Consider the following 19,693-nt stretch of genomic DNA (forward strand, 5'->3'; position numbering starts at 1 on the left):
CGCAGCCTGCGCTCTGCGGAGGATCGACAACGCGCGGATCGGTAGCCGTTTGCGAGAATGTCCATCTCAAGAGTCTTAAGGCGTAATCTGTAGTGCAAAGGTGTCAAATGCCCACTCCCAACAATCCTCCGGCCGCGGTCAGACGCGCCCTGCGCAGGCTGGGAGCGAATATCCACATGCCCGGCGGCGGCTCCCAATGGCGCTGGTGGCGAGCGCGCCTTTACCTCGCGCTCGACCCTGCAACGGGTCGAGGCGGGCGACACGAATGTCAGCGCCGGCATATATGCCGCCGCAATCACAGCTTCCTTTGGCTCGGAAAGACGGCGCGCGAGCGACGGATGAATCGGCCGAGTTGACAAAACCATCGTGCAGCGTCACCTCATTGCTCTCTAACAATGCTTCCGGGGGGCGGCTTTGCTTTTCTTTCGATCTCTCTGCCGTGCCGTGCCCTTGACCGTGGCCTTTTTTGCAGCACTACCGACGATGCCGGCACTGGCATGGGCCCCGGATACTGTCATGACCTTCCAGGTGATCCGGAACTCGGACCCCGCATGTGAACCAACCTGCCCTGCGTGGATCTACGCTGCAGGTTCGATTGAAACCTCGTCCCCATCGGCTTTGCGCAAGCTGCTGAAGAGCCTCGGCGCAGTTCACCTTCCCATCGTCTTGGCATCGAATGGTGGTGACCGTCAGTCCGCCCAGGAACTCGGCAGGATCGCCAGAAAGAACAAGCTGACAATCGCTATTGGGACTTCACCCGTAGTTTGCAAAGACAAAGCCTCGGTCTGTCGCAGGATGCCAGAGATTGACGGCCAAGGTCGATTCGAAGAAGCCAACTGCCTGTCTGCCTGCCCCTTGTTCCTTGCTGGTGGCGTCAAAAGGCTCAACAGCGACCGCAACTTTATCGCGGTCCACAAGGGACAAGCCGTCCTGTACTCAAATGGCGACAGGACCTTCACTCAAATAAAATCCGCCAAGAGGGTTGCCAAGGTTCTAGCCAATGCTCACCTGGAGAAGAAGCAATATCTCCGGGAAATGGGCGTAGCCGTCGCGCTGGAGGATGAGGCTTTCAAGCATGGCGGCGACGACTTTTATGAAGTCCCGATCGATCGGCAGCGCAGTTGGGGCTTGATCACCGGCTCAGTCGAAGAGTTGGATTTCACCGATCCCCAATTCTGCAAAAGACAGCCGCTCCCCGAGAATTGCGTCCCAAAACAAAATGGCCTGCCACGACGTAAGTCATGAAAATGGGTGGCTTATTTCCGCGCAGCCACTCGACCGGAAGAGATCAGCCGCGTATCTCAGTCAAGCAAGCCGCCGTTACGAGGCGAACCGGCTCTTAAGCCGTTTCTCGCGGAGACGGGTGCCAGCCCGCCAGGTGCGGGCGGTTCGTCGTCCGTCGTCTGCTGGGCGATCCGTACCAGATCGCTGAGCGCCGAACGGATCTGCGGCCAGGGAAACTCGGAGCATTGCACCCAGGCCTCACCCTCGCGCAACACGGCATCGAGCTTGCCCGCCACGCCGGCGACAGTCGTGGCAGGCGTCGTTGAGAGCGCTTGCATCAGATCCTGCGCCCGGTTGGCAGCCTCGCGCTCAGCTCGAAGGGTCGCAGCATAGCCGCCCTCCTCCGCAGCCGTGTCCCAGCGTGCCTTATGCGCCGCGAGGTCAGCTTCGGCCTTTTCCCGGAGATCCGCTGTGTCCGGGCGCTTGCCGAGCACTTCATTGAGCGCCTCGATCGAGTGGACCGTCACATCCTCACCCCCGGGCAGGCACACGGTTGCGCAAGGAAAGCCGACGTTCGAGACAAGCCTCGTCTCCAGGCGCTGCTGCTTGCGGCAAAGCCGCTCGGTCAGCTTGTGGGTTTTCTCCCATTCCCGCCAAAGCGCCAGCGCTGGGTCAGAAGGCGCATTCGTCCTTCCGGCGTCGCCTGCGGATGCGTTACCTTCGAGTTGCCACGCGGTGGTAGCCGCGATGGTTCCGGCAAGCACTTGTCGGCGAGTGACGAAAGGCAGAGTCGTGGTATTCTCGGAATCACCCATGATCCGAGCTCCTCAGAAGCTTCGGTTGTGGTCAGCTGGATGGGATGTGCGGACGTCCTGTCCAGCTATTTTTTGCACGCTAGAGCAGTGTTGGGGCTAAAGTGCACCAACGCCTGCCGCGGCCATTTCCGTCCCGCGGCGCTGGTTGATACGCACGCTACGAGATCAGGCATTGATAGAAAAAATATCAATTGGGCACGCCGAATGTCAATAGAAAATCTATCAAAACTGCGGCAGACGGTTAGTACGCGCCAAATCAAAGCGGCGCGCGCGTTGCTTGGGTGGTCCCAGGCGGACCTGGCACGCCACTCTTCGGTGTCTGAGCCAACCATAGCTCGTCTGGAGGCCGAAGACGGCCCACTCGGGGGGCGCCCTGGAACCGCAGCGAAAATTCTCAAGGCATTGACCGATGCCGGAACAGAATTCATGCTCGAGAACGGTAGCGGACCTGGAGTGAGACTTATCAAAGCTCGCCAAAGCCCTGAGTGACCCGCGTTCGCTCCTATCGTCCACATGCGGTCAGACACGGCTCATCGCACGAGGCCTGAACTAGCGCTCTCACTCGTTGAGGAAGTCACAGTTCATTTGCTGCGTTGTCCAGACCCATCTCACATCCCGATCCCAACGCCGCGCTTTCTGCCGAAGCTCCAGTCGATGCCGCCGCTGCTTTGCATGACGCCGGCGATGTGTTGGCCGATGCGCTTGTCGAGCATCGGCTGCCATGGAACGAGCCGGAAGCCGAGACCATCGTCCAGCATGGCAAAGCGCCCGCTGGCCAGACGGACCGAGCCAAGGAGCGTGCCGCCGATATGGTTGCCGGGCTGTATGGGCACGAAGGTGAGGCCGCGCGCAGCGGCCATTTCCTTGCCGACGCGCGCGACCTCCTGGCGCTCCAGCGTGGCTGCAAGGTCGCGCGAGAAGGTGATCGTCCGGGTAGTCGCATCGCGTTCGGCATGACCCATCCCGACAAGCTGGGCGGCCCGTCTGTCGAGAGCGTTGTCGACATCGAGACCAAAGCCTGACCGGACCAGCGGCACAGGGTTCTTGGCCGTAAGCTCCCGATCGAGCCAGGTGGCGCCGTCACTGCCGATCTGCGCGTCGAGGTCAAGCGTCGAGAGCAGGCGGACGGAGAAGTCCTTTCCGCGGCTGCGGGCATCGTAGGCGATGCCGCGCTCGGGCAAGTTTTCCGGAATGCGCCAGTGGTCTTCGTCGATGCGTTCGACATGGCCCGCCCGGCGCAGCGCTTCAAGACGGCGGACATGGAAACGGACGAAGGCGTCCGGGTCCTTGCCCTGCTCCAAAAATGTCTCGCGGATTGCCTCCAGGTGTCTGCTCGGGCGATAGATGCCATCCTCGCCCGCCACGACACTGATGTTGCGGTCGGCCGCACGCGGCCCCTCCTTCGGCAGGATCGGTTCGAGTGCCACGATATGGCCGCGCTGAATGTCTTCCAGCTTTGCCGCATCCGCGGTCTCGACATAATGGGTGCGTCCGTCGACGCCATCGATGACGAGCGACAGCTTATCGCTCATCTCGTCGCCGGCAAGGCCCTTGGCGAGCACACGGCCGACGACCGGTTCGGTGATGGTCTGCCGGTGCATGACATATTGAGCCGCGCCCCGCTCATCAGCGAGGCCGTGCTCCTCGAGTGCCCGGTGCATGGTCTTGATGATGTCGTTGCGCTCGCCAAGTGCCCGCAGCGTGCTTTCGGCTCGGTCAGAGATCACCCATCGGCCGGGCTCGATCTCGTTGGCCAGGCCGAAGTGTTGCAGTGTCTTCGCCCTATCGATCAGCAGATAGCGGTTGCTGGAAATGGTGTAGCTGTCGCTGGCATTGGGACGGAGGTCGACAAGATCGTGCTCCTGCTGTTCGGCGATCAGCATGCGGTCGAGTCTTGTCAGCCGTTCTGCGTCCACCTCGTTGGCCAGCTTGCGGGCGACTTCGATCTCGCTTTGCAGCCCGAGTTCCCGTTCCACCAGCTCGGTTGCCCGATGGCGGATGCCATGGGCGATGTAGTCGCCGGCGATGTTCAGGATCTTGCCGTCGCCGGTGATGCCGCGCACCAGGATGTGGGTGTGTGGATGGCCGGTATTGTGGTGGTCGACGGCGATCCAGTCGAGGCGCGTGCTGAGGTCGGTCTCCATCTGTCGCATGAGATCGCGGGTGAAGGAGCGCAGGTCTTCCATCTCCGCGGCATCCTCCGGCGCGACGATGAAGCGGAACTGATGCCGGTCGCCCCGCCCGCGCTCGACGAAGGCCTTGCCATCGGCCTCGTCGTCGAAGGCCGAGTATACCTTCCCCTTCTCGCCGTCCCTGGTGACGCCGTCGCGCTGGAGATAGCGCAGATGCGCATCGACGGCCTTGCTCGTCGTCACAAACTTTTGGCCGCGCCCGCTCGCCTTCCCTCGCCCCGGCAGCTTGACGACGCGCGCCTTCACCACGACGCGGCGGGAACGAAAGCGGACGCCATTGCCGTCCTGCCGCCAGCCGCCGGCGTCCTTTGGCAAATCTGCCGCCATCTTGCCGCCGCGGCCGCGGGCATTGAAGCGACCGCTCCCCTTCCCGGCGCTGCTGCTTCTCCCAATGCTATAAGGATTGCCGCCCTGCTTGCGGATGGCGATCTCGACCTGGCGCACGAAGGGCAGCGTCCGCGAATTGACCGGCGCGCCGCCATGCCGCATCCGACCGGTGCGAACCTGGAATCTGTCGCTATCACGATCTGCCATGACGACAGCATCGGGAGTCGCATTTGGTGCTTCAAGATGGGCGGAGCTCAGAGCGTGCTACGGCGCGCAAAGACCTGCTGTGGCGTAAAACGGCGGATCGCACATCGCTGCGGCACGGCATCTTTGCTTTTTAGATCAACAGCATAGCTGATGGACCGTCAGCCACGCACCTCGCGTCGTGCCCCTTGGCGTCCGCATACGCCCAGAAAAACAATGTGCAGACAGACACTTACGAGCGAAGCGAGGGCGAGCGCCAGCTCGCTTTATCTTGCCATCTTAATCGGTTGCCATCTTAATCGGTTGCCATCTTAATCGGTTGTGTTTGGCGATACTTTGTAACCATCGTCGTTCCTCCTTCCGGATACGATAATACACGACTATATTCTCTGCGCTACGATCCAGCGTTCTGGCGTCGAGTTCCGATGCGCCGTACAATCTTCCGCGCTCTGCGACGAGGTTAATCGGCTGCATTGGTGCAGCGCTCGAGCCGTCGTGGCGCACTTTTCCATCGGTCTGACGGAGCATCGTCACAGGCAATCGAGCGCGGTCCAGCCGTCTTGCGATCGGCGCGGCCGCAGGCAGGATAACGTGCGTTCCGTCGTTCCTGGTCTGCATCGGTCCTCATCCGCCGGGGCGGCTCTCCTTGTTCAGATGGCGTCCGTCAGCGTGCCGTCGCCATGCGTTTCATTTGCCGCCGAGCCGCTCATCGATGCGCTCCCAGGAGCTTGCGGTCCTTGACATGGGCGCGCCGCGCGGCGTCGCCCTCACCCGCGGCCGCATCACCGACGTAGAACCTACCGTCGCTCCACATGGCGTGTATGATCACCGCCAGCTTGCGCGCCACCGCGACGCAGGCCTTGCGGTGGCAGGAGCGTTTGGCGATCTCTCGGCCCCAGCTCTTGACCTTGTCCTTGCCCTTGAAGCGCGTCATCAGTCCCGACGCCGCCTCGTAGAGCGCGCGCCGCACGTCCGCGTCGCCGGCCTTCGAGCTGCGGCCCTGAACGTCGATCGAGGTGCCCGACTGCCAGCGCCGCGAGGTCAGACCGAAGTAGGCGGCGACGTCGCGCGAGCGACGGAAGCGCGTGGGATCGTCGATCGAGAGCGCCGTCACCGGGCCGACGTCGGGAATGGCCATGAAGCGCCGGCATGGTTCGCTGCGCGCCACCATTTTGACGACAAGATCGTGCAGGCGGCAATACTGTTTCCACAGCGCTGCGCGCGCCGGCAGCATGGCGTCCATCAGCTCGGCCGACAGCGGATCGTCCGCCACCGCCTGCTCGAAAGCCCCTCGTCCGACCCTGCCCCAGGCGAATGCCAAACGCCTTCAGCGGATGAGGATGGCGTTCTCCAGGTCGACGAACTTGGTCTTCAGATTGCGGGTACCCGGCCGATCCTTTGGCTGGAGTTCGCCGATTGGAGGGACTCAGATAAGATGGGTCAGGAAAAGAGGCCGCCCCGAACATGGTTTCTGCAGAGCTTGTCGAAGCACGCGAGTTTGCAACCCGGCTGCGCGAAAATCTGCCGGCTCGTATCGACGCTGCCGCTTTAGGGGTCTGGTCCAAAGCGCCATTCCAATTGCTGTGCGCACGCGAAGCGCTGATCTGGCGGAGCGAAGAGCTGGCGCGCAATGCGTGCGATGCTCTTGAACGAGAGGATCTAAGCGTTGCCGCTCTCTTGACCCGGGCGCTTACCGAGAATGCAGCCTTGGTGTGGAAATTATGGGAGATTCTCGAAGCGCGATATAGCCATTCACCGCAAGAGCTGAACGATCTGCTTATACGGCTGCTCGTGGGCTCACGTAAGTGGCCGGATGGGCCACAGGCCATGCAGATCCTGAGCTGTATCGACCGCATGGACAAAGCGGTACCCGGGGTGCGTGCCGGCTATGAAAGCCTGAGTGAAATCGCACATCCGAATTGGTCCGGCGTCGCCGGACTATATTCTAAGCCCGACCCTCCACGGTATTTGACAGATTTCGGACGCGGATTGAGGGACACAAAGGGAACCGTCGACATGATCGCCAATGCGCTGCTCGGCTCGCTCGGCCTGTTCGAACTTGCGTACAATCGCATATCCGAAGCTATGCCGGAATTCCTGGCGGAACTTGAACCCATTTGATCGAATGAACGCTCCCAGGTCGCAGGCATGGATCACGAGCAAGCGCAGAAGTCCTACGGCACCGATCGAGCGCAACTCGTCTACGGAAGGCGCCCCGACGGGACATTCGCTCATATTGGCGAGGTCGCGCGCGGGCTAGCTTGCGGCTGCGTCTGCCCGGCCTGCAGTGGGCAACTGGTGGCCCGGCTGAAGGAGGATCACCGGGTGGCGCATTTCGCCCACCACGATGTTGAGGCCTGCGGAGGCGGTCCTGAGACGGTTTTGCATTTGCTGGCAAAGGAAGCGTTTCGCATCAATCCGAGGCTGATCCTGCCAGAGCGGCTTGGGCTCGACAACAAACGCCTGGTGATGAAGCCCAGCATAGAGGTCGAAACCGAATTTCTTCGGCTCGAGTACAACGATTCCAAGACCATCATTCCCGACCTCTATGTTCGCGCACTTGGCTATGACCTGTTCGTCGAGGTCGCCGTCACCCATTTCGCGGACAGCGCCAAAATCCAGCGCCTCAAGGAACACAAGATCCCCGCCGTCGAGATCGATCTGTCCAAGCTTCCGCGTGACTCTCTAAGGGATGCCATCAACGAGGCGGTGCTGAAAACCGCAACGCGTCGGTGGCTTTATCATCCAGGCATCGAAGCTGCGCGGGCCAAGCAAGAGGCAAATGAGCTCAAATGGCAGCAGGAACGGGGTAGGCGCGAGGCTGCCGACACGGCCAGATACCGAAGCCGGGTCGAGCAAACTGCAGCAGCATACACACAGGCATTGGCGAACCCGGTCGGCCGAGACTTCGTCGTCCCACGCGAGGTCGAGCTTCAAGCGATCGGTCTTGCAAAGTTTGTCGGACGCGACGTCCCAGGCTTCGCATGTTTTTCCGAACCGCCGGCGGTATGGCAAGCCATCATCCTAGCCGAGGTCTTTCATGATCGCTGCCTCGGCAACGCCCAGTGCAAAGCCGTGCCGATCGTCAACCATTTGGAAAAGCGCCGGCTGATCCAGAAAGCCTTTCTGCGTGTTTCCAGTGAGGTGGCGGATGAGGTCACCGCGATCGACGCCCGCTTTGCTCCGGCTTGGAAGGCGGTCGACAATTATCTGAAGTATCTACTCGGCGAGGGTGTCCTTGTCCCGCAAGGCTTCGGCGTCATACTCGCCCCGGCGTTCGCCAAACCATGGAACGCGAGGACCCTGGCTGCAAACCAAAGAACCGCTTTGATTCAGGAGACGGTGCAGCGCGTAGGGTGGATACTTGGCGAGCTTCCTGAAGACGAACTAGCCGGAACAACGGTCGACCAGTGGCTGCAATCGATCCACAAGGAATCCGGTTTGACCTATGACAAGGCACTGCGCTCGGAGGTCGAGGGTCCCAAGATCATCGGCGAAATCGCAACCATTGTGCAGATGCTGGAAGGAAACGGTCCTCTTTTCTATGGGAGCGCAGGGCTGCCTATCGGCAACGCGATTTCCCGCCGCAAAGCCAAGATGGAAGAACAGGCCGAAGTACGCCGCCAACGGCAGCTTTTGCAGGCAAGTCGCCTTCGTCACTCGCGGCGTGATCGTTTATGCGTCGATGCGGAAACGGAATTGAACGGCGAGGATCGAAGCGCGTTTCTGCACACCAAACGAGCGGACATGAACGATATGACGCCCGTGGAACTGGCGGAAGACAGCGAGTCTGGATTGACCCGCGCGCGGGAGGCTCTGTCGGTCTTCGTTAGGCAGCGCCGTAGGGAAGCCGAGGCTGCGTCCGAGAAAGCGGAATATCAGGACAAGATCCGTGAGCTGGCAGAAGCGCGACTTTCCCCCGCGGACGCGACGGCGTTTCTGAAGGCACGTGAAGGCGATATCGGGGCCCCGCTGCAATACGTGAAAGACGAAAGGACGTTTCAGAAGGCCTGCGCGAGACTGACGCAATGGGAGAACGAGTTCGGAAGCCCGTTCTGAGATTCGGGCGCGGTGCGCCAGCTGTTTAGACAAACAGACATCAATCTTACCAACTATCGCGCAGCCAACTGGCTCGCTGCGGTGCAGAAGCACCGGGCTATTTGTCCTGGTCAAGAACACAAGGAACTGCCAACCTGAGACTTTTCAAATATCTACCAGAGCAGTATGCCAGCAGCGTCCTTGATGGGAACCTCCTGTTTCGGAACCTGCCGTACTTCATGAAAGTCGAAGGCGACCCGCGCGTCGATGCCTACGAGGGCATGCATGTTGACGCGCCGAACAGCGATGTAACCCTCACTAACGTAACGACCGGGCAGAAGATTGTTGGCCGCTTCGCCTACCACAACGAGCTGAAACGGCCGGAACTCATTTTCTGCTTTTGCCTCTCTATGGCCTATGACGCCGGTTTGCGAAAATTCGGGGGAGCCTGCATAGAAATTACCGATGAGAAGGCATTGCACGACCGCATCGCTGGCGCATTAGTGCGCCGGAGCCGTCTTACCCGGCTCGATCGACCATTGTTGCGAGCGGATCGAATTACCTACTACCGAACTGATGCCGCCGTGGCCGAAGGGGTCGATATCAAGAACCCGACACACCTTCCTTTTTTGAAGCGGTATACCTACACTGCGGAGCAGGAATACAGGTATGTCTTTGCCAGGCGGGGAGGTTACGAACTCAATCAGGTCATCGTGAACAGGCTTCATCAGCGCAACGCCGACATCGCTAAGTTAAAGGCTGACGAGATTACGCTTCGCATAGGCTCCATCCGAGATATTGCAGAAGCGAGAGCCGTCTGAGCCATCATTTGCATAGGCTTTATTCCGTCACGTACAGCAAAAAAAGCCAGTGCCAGAGGAGCCTGTGAATTATGTCGAGCATCGCTGACAAAGCGTGGGCATCGTATGATGCCTGCTTAAAGCCTTCGCTGCCGGCGCCGCATGGCTCGTCGGCAATTCGGCGCAGACAGCACCGTGCAACTTGTGGATCTCGAGTGCAGCCACTGCAGCGCTACGCATTCCTCAACCCTTGATCATGTCGACTCGGGCCTGCATTTTCATGCTAAATGTTCGGCTTCCTTGACCGCCGCCATGGCAGGGAGTTGCTCGCCTCGACTGGCTCGAAGAGTCTGATGGGCGTCATCTCGGAATATCGAACGCTGAATGGACCGAAATTCCGCATGATCCGGCGCCATTCGTCAGTTAGCTCGGACGGCGTAAAGATCAGATTCGGCTCAAATTTGCCGTGTGTGTCAACTCGAAAACCGTCACGGCCGTATTCGGCAAGCTTGTATTGGTTGCCGATAAGATGAATGGCTTTGATCTTGTCCGCCAACGACTTGTTCATGAACAGAGCAATCATGCTGTCGTCCATGTCAGAAAGACGGAGGTAGGGACCGAAGCGAAAGCTTCCGCCTCCATACCCAAACTCAGCACGCAAAAAGCGCACATTCTCCAACCCAACTGACGTGAAAGTGCCGACGCTGGTGCTCCCTCCGTCATCGACACTCTCATCCGAGTCGGCAACGTCCTCTTCCGGCTCATCTTCCGATGTCGGAATACGCCGCTCCCACTTGGCACCCATCATTCCGTGCAAGATTCCCGCGGGCATGGCCTCAACGTCGGCCACAGATCTTGCGCTCGCTCTATCAGCGCGATCCGATGTTCCAAACGTCACCATAAACAACCCGTCTCGCGGTTCGGCGAGACTCATGGTCACGAAAAACCGGAAGTGGCCGATTTCATTGCCATTATATTCGCGGTCCAGTTCCAAGAGGACGAGGAACTGCTCAAGGGGAGCATTCATCTCATGCAGAAATTGCATTCGGTTCAGCGATCGCTTTATTTCGCTAAATCCATCAACAATCACACTTTGGATATCGTCGCCCCATCGCGCGAAGAATGTCGCCTGTTCCGCTTCTGACATCGGAATACCTAGCGACTGAAATCGGATCGCCATTCCATCTGCGCCGTCAAGAACCAGCCGAATTCTTTCCCGGTCGAAGATTTCGCAATGGGCCAACCCGCCTTTCGTAGCTTTCTGAACCATGACATTCTTTTCGGCAGCTGTAAGATTCACGTTTGTGAAAAAAACAAACGCCTTGATTTCAGGATCGGCTGTGGTCGCACTCGCCAAATCTACCGCAAATTTCTTCTGAGCTTTTTTCTTGTGGTCCGTTGAATCGTTGGCTTGATTGACAAACCCAATAGCACCAAAGGTCTTCTGTTCCCCACTCAAGATAGCTTCAATATCTCGACCGCCATCAGGTCCACCCCGAGGGTGACATGGCCGAACATTCGTGAATCGCTTGTCCAAGGCTAGGACAGCGGTGCACATCCGTTCCCTTTGCAACTGGTTTGTATCCAGATAGCTTTTCAATCGTTCATCAGTTCCGAACGTCATGGAACCGGTCTCTTTGATAACAAGGAAGAGCGAGATTCACGTTTTTCCCTTCTAAACTGTTGCTCGTCAGCGAGTCCGCTCGACCAGTTTGATCGACTCAAACTATTGGCAAGAATCTCGCTTCGAGGCTATCCCAGTCTTGCGAAACTGCGACGGTCCATTCCTGAGGACTGCAGGGATGCAAGGGGACGCGATTAGAACGATGAGTACCTTTACTGACGCACCGCATATTGCGCGAATCGCTAAAGCTCTTTGGGCGCGGGAGCCGGTGGGGTCGGCAGCTTTGTTGGTCGGCGCTGGTTTCAGCCGCAACGCTACGCCGGTGCGGGCCTCAGGGGGCACGATGCCGGGCTGGAACGACATCTATGAAACAATGGTAAACCAGCTTTACCCAGCCCCCTCCGGGAATGCGACAGGCGACATTCATGACGCTGAGGTCGGTCACCGCGAATGGTTGTTGCGGCAGAGCGGCGCGACCAGCGCGTATCTACGAGTCGCAGAAGAATTCGAGGCACAGTTCGGACGTAACGCGCTCGACGAATTGATATTGGCTAATGTCCCCGACCCTCAGTTCGAGCCGGGCAAACTGCACAAGATGCTCGTCCAGCTCCCTTGGGCGGATATTATGACGACCAACTGGGACACGCTGCTGGACCGTGCGGCTGAAAGGGCGGAGGAGCGCGTCTATAACGTTTTGCGCACAGTCGAGGAGATCCCGGAGGCACGGGCACCGAGAGTAATCAAGCTGCACGGTAGTTTCCCCTCCCATCGCCCGTTCATCTTCACGGAAGAGGATTTCAGGACCTATCCGGCGCGTTTTGGGGCCTTCGTCAATCTGGCGCAGCAGCTCGCGATGGAGAATACTTTGGTGCTGCTGGGGTTCTCAGGAGACGATCCGAACTTCCTGTTCTGGTCTGGCTGGGTCCGCGATCGCCTAGGGCCGAAGGCGCCGCTGATCTATCTGGTCGGAGCGCTTGGATTAAGCGCACCGAAGCGCAAGATGCTTGAAAGTCGCCGCATCCAGCCAATCGATCTCGCGAAGCTTGAGATGTTCGAGACCTGGCCGCAGAGCCAGCGGATGGAGAATGCCCACCAATGGTTCCTTGAGTCCTTGCGGGCGGCCGAGCCGTACCGCGCGCAACGCTGGCCGCGGCCGGCAGCAGGTTTCGTACCGCCTCTTGTGCATGTGACTCCGGTTCCTGATTCAAGATCACCAATGCCGGATCGGGAGTCGACCGACACGAGTGCGCCCGTCCAAATGGTTCGTGAGTTAGTCACACAGTGGCGGCAGAACCGGACCGTTTATCCCGGTTGGGTGGTGCCGCCCTTTGGCACGAGCCAGTTGCTCTGGCAACGCCTATGGGAGCGTTTGGGCGTAATCGTCCACGGACTGCGTGCGCTCGGCGAGGAGGAGCGGCTCGAGGCATTGTTTGAACTCAACTGGCAACAGGAGGCGGCGCTGGTACCGCTGGTCCTGACTGTCGATGATGTAATTCTCGAACTTTTGGACGCTTCGATCGGCCGCTACGAACAATTACTTCCCGAGCAGGCACGACAATTCCGCGCCCTTGCGCTCGCTATCCTGCGCCACGCCCGCGAGGAGAACGACGCCGGCCTTTACACGCGCTGGGCGGATTGGCTCAAGCCCAGACTTGCTGAGGACAAAGAGGGGCTTGAACGGCTGAGTTATGATAGCTGCCTGCGCCTGCGCGCAGATTTTGATATCGATGGGCTGGAAACGGCGCTTAAGAAGTGGAACGTGCAGGGCGATAGCTTCTGGCTGCTGCGCAAAGCCGCACTGCTCGCAGATCTGGGGCGGGACGAGGAAGCATCGCAACTGTCGGCGCAGGCGCTCAACGCGATCCGCGAGCAAACTCAGCGGGGCGCCAAGGACATCGCGTCCTGGTCGCGTGAGAGCTTCGCCCTGTTGTTCCGCAGCTCCGTCTTGTACGGCACGATCGGCGATTGGCACGAGAACAAGCCCGCGCGCGACCGATTCGACATGCGCCAGGAGGAACTCCAAGCGCGTGGCTGCCCGGGTCGCAGCGACTTCTTCAACTTCATGGAGCGCCTCGCTCAGCCGCCGCCGCCGCTCAAGCAGGAGCGCGAAAGCACGCGACGATTTGATCTGGGCTCGATATATCGAACGTTCAATTTTGGACCACTAGATCCACGCGTTGACCGGCTTCTTGCCTATCAGGCTCTCCGTTTCCAGGAAGAGGGAGGCTTGCCGCTTCGCATTGGACATGCAGCGGTCGCCAGGCAGGTCGTGTTCGAAGCTGCGTTCTGGCTGATGGATGTGGCACCAACAAGGGCGATCGATGCTTTTCTTCGAGCCTCAGCTGGATTGACGAGCAAGGAGTTCGACACGCTTTTCTCCCGTTCGACGATCGCCAGGATCAACGCGGGCGAGGCGGACCGTCTAGTCGATCGCGTTCTCCGCCTGATCGATGCGGCAAAGGTGCGTGTCGATGCGGGAAACATGGAGCCGCGCTTTTGGATGGAACGGCTCAAATCCGCTCTCGAAATCGCTTCGCGCGTGGTCCTGCGCACGCCGCATCGTGCTCCAAAGTTGCTGGAGATCGGACTTGCCCTGCATGCTGATCCCCGATTTTCCCAGAGCATCGATCTGGGCGATCAGCTAGGCCAGATGGTGAGCCGCTGCTTTGAGGCTGCAGAGATCCCCGCGCACGACCCGATGCTGCTGGCAATCTTCGAACATCCGATCACCAAGAACCTAGGCAATTTCGCCCATGGCGTTCGCGATCCGGAGGAGAATCTCCCGAGCGACGTCAAAATGGGGAGACCCGATCCGAAATGGCGGAAAATCGTCTCAGATACACTCGCGGCGTTGCATCAGGCTGATACACGGCTCGCGGCATCGTCGCGAGCGGCATGGCTGTTCAATGCCGAGCTTCTCAACGATAAAGACTTACAGGTGTTTGGCGAAGCATTGTGGGATCCAGCTTACGTCGAAGACGGCCTGCCCAGCGGGACTGTCTTCTTCTCCGGCGCCTTCCTCTCATTTCCAAAGCCGGCCAGCGCGGATGCGCACGGAGCCTTGTGCGCCAGGTTTATTTCCGACGCTCCGCTCACGGATGCAGATCTCAAGAGCGGTGCGCTGGCAAACCTGCTCAGAGGGAAACAGTTCTTGATCGACGAGGCTCAACTCGTTGCGCTAATCGAGCGTCTTCACGTTTACATTGCAAATCACGCTGCCGTATCGGCAAGACCAGACCTGTTCAGCAGTAGTGATCGCAACTTAGCACAGGAATGCGGGCGGATCGTAGCGAACCTGGCGATGCGCGCGAGATCAAGCCCCGCTGCGACCGAGAAATTGCAGTCTCTGGCGATACTCGATCGATATCCGCTTCGTCTGGAACCAGCCTACCCCTCGCTTCTCGATCTGGGGATTGTGGCGGTGGATGCTGCCATAGAGGGGCTGCGGGCGTTGACTGGAAGTGGCGATGAGACCGATGCGCTGGTTCTCTCGGCCCTGCTGGATCAAATGTATTGGTCGAAAAGCTGTGAGCCTGACTTTGAAGCGGTGTTCTGGCGCGAGATCGCGCACGTGCTGGCGGTGCGAACGCCGGCACCGTTAAATTGCGCGATCCGTTTCTTGGCATCCTCGATGCGCAAGGACCAGGCGCGGATACCTGCCGAAATTGATGAGGCGTTGAGTATCGGGCTTAGACTGATCCTCGACGAAACCGAGATGACAGGCCCGGCAGAGCATCTGCGCTATGATCCGTTCCTCGCGAGATATTTAAGCGCCGCGCTAGTCAGTGCGATGGACCGCAGCAACCGCGGCGACCCGGCCATGCGCGCCGCCTGGTCCGAGGCGATTGAAAGCGACCCATTGCCGGATACGCGCCGCGGCTGGGCAAACGCTTTTCGTGAACATAAGGCTGGCGGCGATGCGAACGAGGACTGATGCGGAGAAGGCAAGCGTTGGCTTCGTCGATCAGCATCACCAGCCAGCGAGCATTGCCGCCCGTCTTAACCACCTCTTGACAGAGAACACGGGTTGTTTCCGGCAACTAGTATTTTGTTGTCACATACGTACCAAACGTGCCGTAGCATTCATAACCTGTCCGATTGTTCTTGTGCTTGTTCAAAGTCGCATCGTAGCTCTTCTTGTTGAACGTCTTTGCGCAGACGGAGCACCTGAAGACGTAGGTTGGGCCATTTGCCGCGGCGAAACTCGAGCTTCGGGTCGATCTAAGAGCGGGCAAACGCCGAATAACTGGCGAGCGGCGCACCTCGAAAGTTGCTCCTGAGCCTGAACTCGCGGTCCGTGGAATGCTTTGAAGGCCAGATGGCGTAAGTTCAATTGGGTAGCGCGGTGAGAAGGGCGTCTGGGTGGCTTTGACCCCAAGAATGCTTTCGACCAGATAACTGCGCGGCTGCCCGTTGTCTGCGCGCACCGCCATGAGCAGCACGTCTCCTGCTTGCGAGCGTCGGAGGGAGTAAGCTTCGATCGCGCGCGTGGAGCGGTTGCCCTGCTTGTCCTGGTAATCGATTTCCACAAGGAGCCGGTTCGCCGCAGCGAAGCGGATCATCTCAATGTAGGTTTGGCCTCGAACGCCAGCTGGCAAACTGATGATCCGTTCACGGATGAGCGTGTCACCAGTGCCTATAGGCATCGCCGCGAGTGGTTGCGTGACGGCGCCTTCGAGCCAGGCGAAAATTTCTGGGAGCGACTCCCAGAAGATCGCGACCGGCAGGAGCGCCGGGAGCTGGTGCTCCAGCATGTGGATCCAGCCCGATTCAAGATCCGTGCGGTGCGGCTCGAGGTCAGCTATGCGCGGAATATCGATGCCCTTGAATTCACATTTGGCGCGTAGGACTTCCATAAAGCGCTGCGGGTCAGGGCGTGCCTCGGAATTTCGGTAGAGGTGCACGACATCATAGAGGTCGCGTGGGCGTGTCCGCTCTGCGAGCGCCCGGAATTTTTCGGCGAAGGCCTCGACGTAGTCATAGGCCAAGACCTCAATACCGTCTTCTGGAACGTCGCTGTAAGGGTGGAATATCTGCGCGCGGACAGGCGGTAGAACGACACGTTCGTCAGCAGTCAGGTCGAGTTTGATGCGCGGAAGCGCGTGGGTTGATGAGACAGGCCCCTTATAGCTGATCTTACCCTGACACGAGATTTGTCCACGGGGATTCTGATAGATCTCGAACTCTTGCTTGTCGGCTGGAATCTCGATGCCGGTTTGTTCGTAGATCCATTCACCGATTTCAGAAAACGTGCTCTTCAAAAAGTCGGCGTCGAGTTGGTCGGGCTTAATAAGCGTAAAATCGAGGTCTTCGGAAAAGCGATAGGTCTCGAAGAAACATTTCTTCAGGCACGTGCCGCCCTTGAACACCCAATTCTCCACGAGATCCTCGTGTTGGTAGATACCGGGGAGCATCCATCCGAGGACGTAGTCCTTCTCAACGACATGTGGCGTGAGGGATGTCTGCTGGGCGATGGCGAGGATTTCGCGCTTTTCGATCATGTCGTTCCCTCGCGAGCCCAGCTCGGGGGAACGCGCAGTCGCCACTTTGTCACAACGTGCGGCCCATCCTGGGCGGGGTCGAGCTTGGCGTGGCCGCCGCTGAGATGGTGTTCGCAAAGGCGCGCCAGCGCCGCTCCTTTGGGGGAGCGTTCCGCAAGAAAGCCCAGGCGCTTGAAAACGGCGCCATTGGCGAAACGCACCGCGTACTCGATGAGCTTCTCGTCGTCGCGGTCGACACGGCGTAGGTAGGCAGCGAGGCAATCGGCCAGGTGCTGGATTCCGCCGCCGATCGCTGGGTCGTCCAGCATATCGATGATCGTACGGTGCACGTCCGATACGGGCACACGCGTCTGATGGCGCCAGACGCTCTTCGTGCCAAAGAGCTTCCGCTCATCGATGTGCTTCAACGAAAAAAGCGTGCCGTGTCTCTCCTGGCGCTTCTGCCGCACAGCCTGTGCGGTCATCACGAGAATGTCCTTGAAGATTTGTTCGGTGAGGTCCCAGTGCTCGGCCGCGGTGCGACCCCCGATATAGGCTGGCGCGAAGAGCGCGGGGACGAGCACCCATGGATCATCAAGGACGCGATCCGACCCCATCGTATCAATTGACGCTGCAACATAGGCGCCGCGGCCCACCCGGCTCAGCCATCCCTGCTCGACCCAGCGCGACAATCGCTGGGCGGCGGCGGTGCGGTCGAGTTGGAGCGCAGCCACTACATCATCGACGTGAATGACGTCGCCCGCCGCGGACAGCACACGGACAAGTTGGGAACGACCTTGGGGAAGACGGGGAGGACTTTTCGTCATTTGCGTTAATTAGCAAAAAATGCGAATTTTTGCAACTAAAGCGATGAAATTCGGTCGTTTCTGTATCTCTCCAATTTCGCGATAAGTGCGAAGTAGAGCGAACAGATCAATAGGCAGGAGACGGGGCCTTTAAAACGCAAAAATCGCCCCGGCTAGAGCGGGACGGTTATTGATTTATGATAGAATTGGTTGCGGGGACGCGCTTGAGGTAGGTCGCGACTGACCTCCTCATCGAGTCGCCCGCGGGAGACGCAACCCTAAGCCGCTTCGGGGCGGGCGACGAAAATCTGATACAGAGACACGTTTGTGAATAGGCACCACATTCTCGGCTTTGACGGATTGACGTAGTTGGCCCATGCTCGCATCAGCTGCGGCGCTTCTCGATGGCAACCGGCCTGCGATACCCAGAGAGAAGTAAGCTTCGGCCTGTCGTTGGTAGTGGCGTTAGAAGGTAAGAAAAGCGCCCGCCGGCGCCTTTGCCATCAACGGCGATGATGGAATTTCTTATCCCTATCGGCTCGGCAGTGGTGAGCGGTCCTTGTTCCGCTTGTCTGCGACGTAGCTCTGCCCATTCTCCATCTTCATTATGTCGAAGAGGCCAGTCGCCGCGAAGAGTGCCGGAAAGTTCTTGACTCCATAGTTTCGTGGATCGATGGGCGCCTGTCGTTTCGCTGCGCTTCCTGCCGATGACATAGCTGCCCATCCATCGTCTTGCGCCGTGGCTTCCACAGCGCCACGCAGGATCGTCACGAGGGTCGTATCTTGCGACAGAGATTTGCCCGTTCGCTTGTCGGCGGACTTTTCGGCGGGCGTCTTAGATTTGGCCGCCGATTCCGCTTTGGTCTTTGGTTTCTCGCCGGGAGCCTCAGGAGTTGTCGGTTGCTCAGCATCGTCCAGGCTATCGAGGTAGAGGAAAGTCGTGCAGGCATTGATGAAGGGAGTGGGCGTTTTGCGTTCCCCAAATCCGTAGACTTCGTGTCCATTGGCCTTCAACTGCATCACTAGTGGTGTGAAATCGGCGTCGCTGGAAGCCAAACAGAAAGCGTCAAGCTTTTGCGTGTAGAGAAGCTCCATTGCATCGATCACAAGCGCAATATCGGTGGCGTTTTTGCCGGTCGAATAGGTGAACTGTTGAATGGGCCGAATTGCAAAATTGTGCAGCTTGTCTTTCCAGTTCCTGAGATTGGCGCTTGCCCAATCGCCATAGGCGCGGCGGATATTGGCCGTGCCGTATTTTGAAAGTTCCGCCAGTATCGCTGCGATCTTGCCGTGAGACACATTGTCCGCATCGATGAGCAAGGCGATTCGCCGATCAGATGTGGTTCGCGACCTGTCCTCATTCTCCATTCGATTGTTCGCCCTCCTGCGCATCTTCATTGATAGCATCTATGTGCGATGTGCGCACGATTGTGGTTCAAGCAGCGCCCTCGGGTGCACGGCAGGGGCAGTTGGCCTATCGAGCCCGTGGGGGCCACTGCCACCTAATTTCGATCGATCTTCGGCGACGTTACGGGCTATGCAGAGCGTCGGCGATAGCAGAAGAGTGCTTCTTCGATAGTGGGTCTCGCGATGTAGCGGTCTAGCGACTTGAACCCCCGAAATCTGCACCGGAACATTCTGCCGCATCTTACCCTGCCGATTTGCACGTCGCTACTCGCCTTTCCCGAACGAGCCGGCGAGGTAGCTTCCGCACCACGCAACATCCCGTATCTAGGGCAATACGATCTCTTCATTACCGGATGGTGCGGGATGTGGATTTGTTGTGCCGACTGCAATATGGCCCCGTTTATCGGGACCGAGGCTTGTCGAAGCAGCCAGCCGCCTGGATTTGATATCGTTGTGCTGTTTCGATACCGACGTTCTCGAGGCCGCGTCTATGAAGAGTGACGCGCTTTCGTACCCACCCCGCGGCCTCTCTCGTCAGGAAGCAGCGCGCTATGTCGGTGTCGGATCGACACTATTCGACGACATGGTTGCTGACGGCCGCATGCCGAGGCCTAAGCACGTCAACAGTCGCGCCATCTGGGATCGTGTGGCGCTCGATATCGCTTTCTCCGCCCTGCCAGACAAAGACAATGGTCTCCAACAACTACTGGAGCGGAGCAAACGAGAGCCGATAAGGAGATAAGCAACTACGCCACATTGCGTATACGCTGCAGGCG

General features: G+C 59.0%; 13 protein-coding genes and 2 pseudogenes. 8 read left to right on the forward strand and 7 right to left on the reverse strand.

The window, feature by feature from the left end; genetic code table 11:
* Nucleotides 1-107 precede the first annotated feature (107 nt).
* Together NKI08_RS26900 and NKI08_RS26905 are read left to right on the forward strand one after the other, a co-directional pair.
* Nucleotides 108-303: pseudogene (locus NKI08_RS26900) on the forward strand (hypothetical protein); the annotation flags it as partial.
* Nucleotides 304-516: 213 nt separating this feature from the next.
* Nucleotides 517-1,245 carry a hypothetical protein gene (locus NKI08_RS26905; protein ID WP_352773618.1) on the forward strand — a complete coding sequence of 243 codons (729 nt, stop codon included), beginning with the start codon at nt 517-519 and terminating at the stop codon, nt 1,243-1,245.
* 56 nt (nt 1,246-1,301) lie between these two features.
* On the opposite strand, the gene NKI08_RS26910 is transcribed toward NKI08_RS26905, so the two are convergent.
* On the reverse strand, nt 1,302-2,039 hold the full coding sequence (locus NKI08_RS26910) for a hypothetical protein (protein ID WP_352773621.1): 738 nt from the start codon (nt 2,037-2,039) through the stop codon (nt 1,302-1,304).
* A gap of 204 nt (nt 2,040-2,243) precedes the next feature.
* Here NKI08_RS26910 and NKI08_RS26915 point away from each other — a divergent pair, with 204 nt between their 5' ends.
* A complete protein-coding gene (locus tag NKI08_RS26915; protein ID WP_352587499.1) occupies nt 2,244-2,528 on the forward strand; it encodes a helix-turn-helix transcriptional regulator in 285 nt (94 codons plus the stop codon).
* A 119-nt stretch (nt 2,529-2,647) separates the two neighbouring features.
* On the opposite strand, the gene NKI08_RS26920 is transcribed toward NKI08_RS26915, so the two are convergent.
* Nucleotides 2,648-4,765 (reverse strand): DUF3363 domain-containing protein, encoded by a 2,118-nt coding sequence (locus NKI08_RS26920; protein WP_352773623.1) that lies wholly within the window; start codon nt 4,763-4,765, stop codon nt 2,648-2,650.
* A gap of 703 nt (nt 4,766-5,468) precedes the next feature.
* Nucleotides 5,469-6,137 (reverse strand): annotated as a pseudogene (locus NKI08_RS26925) (transposase); the annotation flags it as partial.
* Between the two features lie 89 nt (nt 6,138-6,226).
* On the opposite strand from NKI08_RS26925, the gene NKI08_RS26930 reads away from it, so the two are divergent.
* The 3 genes from NKI08_RS26930 (at nt 6,227) to NKI08_RS26940 (ending at nt 9,621) form a co-directional block, all read left to right on the forward strand.
* Nucleotides 6,227-6,883 (forward strand): hypothetical protein, encoded by a 657-nt coding sequence (locus tag NKI08_RS26930; RefSeq protein ID WP_352773625.1) that lies wholly within the window; start codon nt 6,227-6,229, stop codon nt 6,881-6,883.
* 27 nt (nt 6,884-6,910) lie between these two features.
* On the forward strand, nt 6,911-8,821 hold the full coding sequence (locus NKI08_RS26935) for a competence protein CoiA family protein (RefSeq protein ID WP_352773627.1): 1,911 nt from the start codon (nt 6,911-6,913) through the stop codon (nt 8,819-8,821).
* Between the two features lie 218 nt (nt 8,822-9,039).
* On the forward strand, nt 9,040-9,621 hold the full coding sequence (locus NKI08_RS26940; RefSeq protein ID WP_352773629.1) for a hypothetical protein: 582 nt from the start codon (nt 9,040-9,042) through the stop codon (nt 9,619-9,621).
* A 262-nt stretch (nt 9,622-9,883) separates the two neighbouring features.
* Here the strand turns inward: NKI08_RS26940 and NKI08_RS26945 are convergent, their stop codons facing one another.
* Complete coding sequence (locus tag NKI08_RS26945) at nt 9,884-11,224, reverse strand: hypothetical protein (protein WP_352773632.1); 1,341 nt, start codon at nt 11,222-11,224, stop codon at nt 9,884-9,886.
* 202 nt (nt 11,225-11,426) lie between these two features.
* Between NKI08_RS26945 and NKI08_RS26950 the strand changes: the two genes are divergently transcribed.
* Nucleotides 11,427-15,158 carry an SIR2 family NAD-dependent protein deacylase gene (locus NKI08_RS26950; protein ID WP_352773634.1) on the forward strand — a complete coding sequence of 1,244 codons (3,732 nt, stop codon included), beginning with the start codon at nt 11,427-11,429 and terminating at the stop codon, nt 15,156-15,158.
* 106 nt (nt 15,159-15,264) lie between these two features.
* Here the strand turns inward: NKI08_RS26950 and NKI08_RS26955 are convergent, their stop codons facing one another.
* From NKI08_RS26955 to NKI08_RS26965, 3 genes are all read right to left on the reverse strand, one after another.
* On the reverse strand, nt 15,265-16,725 hold the full coding sequence (locus NKI08_RS26955) for a nucleotidyl transferase AbiEii/AbiGii toxin family protein (protein ID WP_352773637.1): 1,461 nt from the start codon (nt 16,723-16,725) through the stop codon (nt 15,265-15,267).
* Nucleotides 16,722-17,531 (reverse strand): type IV toxin-antitoxin system AbiEi family antitoxin domain-containing protein, encoded by an 810-nt coding sequence (locus NKI08_RS26960; protein WP_352773640.1) that lies wholly within the window; start codon nt 17,529-17,531, stop codon nt 16,722-16,724. The genes NKI08_RS26955 and NKI08_RS26960 overlap by 4 nt, the downstream gene beginning before the upstream one ends.
* A 510-nt stretch (nt 17,532-18,041) precedes the next feature.
* Complete coding sequence (locus NKI08_RS26965; RefSeq protein ID WP_352773643.1) at nt 18,042-18,830, reverse strand: NYN domain-containing protein; 789 nt, start codon at nt 18,828-18,830, stop codon at nt 18,042-18,044.
* 577 nt (nt 18,831-19,407) lie between these two features.
* On the opposite strand from NKI08_RS26965, the gene NKI08_RS26970 reads away from it, so the two are divergent.
* A complete protein-coding gene (locus tag NKI08_RS26970; protein WP_352594772.1) occupies nt 19,408-19,659 on the forward strand; it encodes a hypothetical protein in 252 nt (83 codons plus the stop codon).
* The last annotated feature ends 34 nt before the right edge of the window (nt 19,660-19,693 follow it).

This window comes from Mesorhizobium sp. M0768, assembly GCF_040320195.1.
Classification (GTDB): domain Bacteria; phylum Pseudomonadota; class Alphaproteobacteria; order Rhizobiales; family Rhizobiaceae; genus Mesorhizobium.